General features: G+C 59.0%; 2 protein-coding genes. Both read right to left on the bottom strand.

Annotated features, from left to right (window positions below):
- On the bottom strand, positions 1-1,275 hold a 1,275-nt coding region (locus tag Q5H31_RS08030; protein WP_302457663.1), incomplete at its 3' end, for an isopeptide-forming domain-containing fimbrial protein.
- A 64-nt stretch (positions 1,276-1,339) separates the two neighbouring features.
- Positions 1,340-5,536, bottom strand: a 4,197-nt coding sequence (locus Q5H31_RS08025) for an LPXTG cell wall anchor domain-containing protein (protein ID WP_302457662.1), incomplete at its 5' end; no start/stop codon positions are given.

Genomic DNA, 5,536 nt, shown 5'->3' with positions numbered 1-5,536 from the left:
CTTCAGTCCCTGGAAGTCAACCTTACCGTTTTCAGGAGTGGTGATAGTCGTAGTACCTGTCTCACCAGCCGTAGCTACACGGTATACAGCGTTCGCGGTCGCACTACCGGCATTGACTTGCACGAAGCTCATAGGGTCGCCGTCCTTAGGTGCGAGTGTGAACTTAGCACCAGGAAGTCGAACAGCTTCAGCAGTATAGTTGTCACCAGTGTACTTATCGACGGTGAAGCCATAAGTGAAGACGCGAACCTTGCTGGGTTCGGACTCACCAAAGCCACCGTTGCTCGGGTCGTTGGAGTACTGAATCGTTGCGGAGTTGGTGTTACCATGACCGCCCACAACAGCATCCTTGCTCAGCGTGGCCGTGTAGGTGACGGTGATCGTCTTGCCGACATTGGCCTGCTGCTTCTTGAATTCATTCATGGCGACAGTAAGAAGCGTTTCGCCGGAGGTCTTAGAAGTAGTGGTGACGCTGTAGTCAGCGCCCTCGGTCAGTGAACTATTCGCACCTTCGACCTTAACGGAATCGACTTGTTTAAAGGTGAGGCCCTTAGACAACGTATCCTTGAAGTTGAAGGTGTAGGCGCTATAGGCGGACATGTCCGGAATGGTGGAAGTCAGGGTGAAGGTCAGGGGATCACCGATCTTCGCGCTGGTGGCGCTCTCACCATTTACCTTCTTGACGACGGTAGGCAGGGCGCCCTTAATGGTGGCATCCACATTGGTGCTACCAACGGAAACTAGCGTGGCGTATTGACTCTTGGTGTCAGCCACGGTCGCGCCCGGCACAGCGACCACGTAGTAGCCGTAGTCGAGACCAGTGAACGTCGCAGTGTACTGACCGCCCGCGGCATTGGAAGATACCGTAGTGGTCTTGTTAGTCTTGATGCTGTTGACCGTGTTCTGCGCCCAGTTCGATGCCTTGGTAGCGAAAGCAGCCAAACCGGTACCATCATTCTTCAGCTTGGCTACGTACTCGTTTGCTTTATCGTTGACGTTCGTGTCGGTAACACCAGTTAGTCCAAGACCATCCTTGAAGAACGACTTCCACTCGTCAGTCAACGTGTAGGAGACAGCCTTGCCGTCACCGCTCACGGTGGCGGAGAACATCTTGTAGGCGTTCACGGTCTTACCGGCGAACTTCGCGTCAGTAGTGCTGACCGTCAGCGTGGCATTATCCGCTGCGTTGGCCGTGGCGACTGTCGTCGCAGCCAATCCAAATACGGTGGCAATCGCCGCGGCGGCAGCGAAAACCTTTTTCATCAGTGATTTCATTACTGTTCTTTTCTCTAGATGGAAATCTTTTCTGTTTGGCAGGTACGGTTTGTCTATGTGGTCGTCACGCGGCATGGGCACCTCGCTTTCGTATACGGCTGGAGCCCGAGCGGACTGTGCCGGATTGAACGCGTTGATTACGCACGTACCAGACCACGCCAGCTCCCATAAGCAGCAAGCCGAACATCAGGAACCACATCGTGCCCGCGCCTCCCGTATCCGGAAGCAACGCCGCATTGGTAACAATGGCCACGCGTTCCTTGGTGTTGTAGGAGACCGATACTTGATATCCGGCCTCCGCGGGCGTGATGGTCTTGGTGGTATCGCCGTCCTTATAGGTCACGGCGGTTTCTTCCACGGTGTACGTGTAGTAACGCACGATGTCCTTGCCGTTGGCATCCTGTCCATCCACGAATGCGACCGGCAGTCCTTGAATCACCTTGCGCCAGGTGTTGCTCCAGGAAGAGGCATCGGAGGAGTCCAACGTCACCGTCCATGGATTCTTCTGCGTCACGGTTGTGCAATCCGCGCCGAAGCATTGAATCGTCTGCGGCGTCACCGTATTGCCACTGTCATCGGTATAGTGCGCGGCGATCTTCAGTTCGACCGACTGCGGCCGTTCGAGGTTGCCGTCCTTCCATACCTTCTGGACGGTCAGGTCAATGGTTCGGCAACCGTCCTTGCCGCACGGGTCCTGGCCGTCGTCCGGTTCGGGGGTGAGTCCGCCGTTGTTGTCGGATACGGGCACGTCAAGCATGAGCACTGCCTTGGCCGGGGACTGGTAGGCATCGAGCTTTGTGCTGCTGCCACCAGCCACAGTCACGGCGTCCTTGATGCCGACCCATGTGGCACCAGTGTCGCCGGATGCACCACTGTGCACAGCGCCGCTGTCGTATGTGTTGACCACGTCGAACAGCTTCACTTCCCAGCGATCGAGTCTGGTGTGCAGCGCATCGTCTGCCGTGTTCTTCCGCGAGAAGATCTTGTTGCCGTCCTGTGCGGAGGTGCGGGCCTCACCGGCGTTCGCGGCCGCCTTGCGGTAGATGCGGTAGGTGTTGTATGCCTTGCCGCCGTTGCCGTCATCGACCGGTCCGAGGATGTCGCTCATGGTGTTGAAGTCCCATACGGACTTGAGTTTGGTGTTCGAGAACGGGTCGACCAGTCCGCTGGCACCGCGGATCGTGTCGGCGTAGACCATGTGGTCGTCTGCCAGCACGCCCTCGTCGTTCAGTCCGGCGAAGCCGCCCGTGTAGCCTGTGGAAAGATCCTTCACACCGTCGGTATCCTGAGTTGCCCCTCCGCCGAACACGTCATAGCCATTGGCGATGCCCGTTACGGTGGACTGTTCCACGCGAGTACGGTTGCCCTTGATGAGCTGGACGGTCAGGTTGCTGCCCGACCCATCCATATCAATGCCGTCTTTGCTGCAAGGCAGTTTGATGACACTATCGCCGATGGTGACAATCGCCACGTCGGTCTGCTGCTGGTTTTCATCACCATCCTTGGACAGGGCGACGCTCACCTTCAGTCCGAACAGGTTCACGTACAGCACGTCGCCTTCCGAAAGCACCTTGAGATCGAATACCTTGCCGAAGATGGCCGGGAACCACTTGCCTAAATCGATGACGCCGACCTGTTCCGCCTTGTCGAGGTACAGGAGCTTGACCAGCGCGTTCACCACTCGCAGCAGCAGTTCCACAAGTACAGAGTTGACCTTCGCGTCAACCAAATAGGCACGGCTGGTTTCACCGACGAATCCGCCGGCAATCTCACCGCTAGTGACCTTCTTGAGATTGTCAGACGCGCAGCCCTTCACCCTGGCCAAATCCACGTATCCGACAAAACCACCTGCGACCTCGCGTCCGGTAGCCTTGTCGGTGGCTTTGCCGTAATTGTCGCCATGGTGTGTGGCGGTGACGGTATAACCGTCCGGGATGCCGGTGACGCGCGAATCGCCAACGTGCGAGCCCCAGATGTCAAGTACGCCGGCCGTGGCACCAAGCAGATTGAGCGCATCCGTGCCGAGTTGTGCATTGTCGGCGGCGACCGTGCCGGATTTGCCAAGATGCCCGATGAAGCCGCCCACGTAGTTCACGCCGGTCACACTGTTGAGGTTGGTGACCGCGGACTGCTTGACAGAGCCATTGATCAGTCCACCGCCGAAGCCACCGGCCGCACCGGTGTAACGCTTCGAGTCAAGCATGCCCTTTGTGGTGGAATCATGGGCGACAATCTGGATGCCGTCGCTCACACCGTTGACCTGACCGTCATAGATGAAGGTGCGGAATGCTTCGAGCACGCCCACGTTGCCGACCTTGAGCAGTTTGAGCAGCAGGTTGGTATCCTGCTTATCGCCGGCCTCGCCACCGCCGACGGAAGCGACGCTGGATACATCAGCAAGACCAAAGAAGCCACCGGCGTATTGCCCGCCTTCGACAGCGCGCAGCCCGTTAACAGTAAGAGAAGCCGGGTCATTGTTCGGATCCGCTTCACTGCCGGTGCCTTTGGCGGAATCCTTGTCACCGAGGATCGAGGCCTGCAACGAACCAGCGAAACCGCCGGCGTTCAGGGCATACTTGGTTGTGGTATTACCCTTATCGTCCTTGCTCTCATATGCGCCGTCGACCGTGTATCCCCATGCCGGGTCATCCGAGCTCACATGCGCACCGCGAATCGTCGTAACCGTGGCCTGCAATACGCTGACCAGACTTGCCGGGTTCGATACCAGCGAGTCGAGGATTCCTTGCAGGAATCCCTCGGACGCATTGGTGTCCACATCCGCAACCGCACCGGCAGTGGCCACGCCGATAAATCCGCCGACATTGTTGCGCCCTTCCACCTTGCGCAGGTTGGAAACGTTGGCGCCGGCAGCGGTGACACCCTCGACAAGCTTCTGGCCGCTCTGGTCGAGATCGCCCCAGACCTGGCCACCGACCGCGAGACCGGCATAGCCTCCGGCATTACCGGTACCGTGCGTGATGTCTTCACCGGTGGCCACGACCTTCATACCCTTGCGGTAGCCGGCCACGCTCGAAGATTTGACGACGGGCACAAATACCTGTGCCACGTCGAGCATCTGTCCCAAATCAAGTTTGATGCCTTTGTCGCCGAATAGTTGGATAGAGCCGAACGAGGATGCCGAGCCGGATTCCATCGTGCCTGCATAACCGCCTGCCGCACGCATGGCAGAGACGGTCTTGACATCCATCGACTGGCCATCGGTGATCGTGCCGGTGCGCATCAGGCCGACGTGTCCGCCGGCGACGCCGGAATCATGCAGGTTCGCGCCGGTCCGATACTCCGCACGTCCTGCGACGACGTTGAATCCGAAGATGTAGGATTCGAGGAACTTGTCCAGGGAATCCTGGTCGGTAACAGAGCCCGCACCATCAGCCGTGGTCACATCGGTGAATTCCTTGCCATACGCACCGTACTTGCCGATGTTGTCGACCCACGTCTTCCACTGGTCGTAGCTCATATTGCGCAGCGGACCAGTGACCTTCGAGTGCTCCTCGGTCGGGTAGACCACGGACAGCACGCCAGCGAGGTTGCCGGCCTTGATGAGACCGCCAAGCAAGGAGAGCGAACCGCCTTGAGCGGTATCGGCCGCCTCCATGAAGCCGGTGTAACCGCCGGCGATTTCGGCACCGTATACGCTGCGGATGCGCGCGGCGTAGGCTACGCGCTGCGGCCCGTTGTATTTGCCGTCGGTATTCTCCTGCTTCCACGCTGCTGTGTTGTTGCCCCAGATATGACCGCCGCGGTTACGACCCGCATAGCCGCCGGCCATGCCGCGGCGTGTGGTCGTATCCGATGCCGCCTGGGCACGCACCGCGCCGCCGCACACTGTGGCATCGGTCGAGCTGTTGCGAATCGTCGGTACGAAGTCCTGCACGAGCGAGAGCAGGTTGTCGAGGTTGACGAGCTTCTTGAGCACGCTGCCGTCGCCGAGTACGTTTGCCACGGCTCCCGGCTGCATGGTGCCCACGTAGCCGCCGGCCGAAACCTGGCCGATGATGTATACGAACTCATGAGAGCTCGAGTCCTGGATATGGCCGCCTTCGATGTCTCCGGCGAAGCCGCCGGCCATACCCAGTGGATCGGGCTTGTTGTTGGCGTTCCTATGGTCTGCCGTGCTGGCCAGAACGGAGTATCCGCCGATGCCGCCGGTCACATCGGAGTGTTCAATCGTCGAGACGACGACATCCAGCACACTGAGTACATCGTTGAGATTGACGTTCTGGCCGAGCAGGCTCAGGCC

Source organism: uncultured Bifidobacterium sp. (genome assembly GCF_959020155.1).
Classification (GTDB): domain Bacteria; phylum Actinomycetota; class Actinomycetes; order Actinomycetales; family Bifidobacteriaceae; genus Bifidobacterium.
The sequence above is the reverse complement of the archived record's forward strand: the minus strand, read 5'-3'. Positions and strand labels throughout refer to the sequence as shown.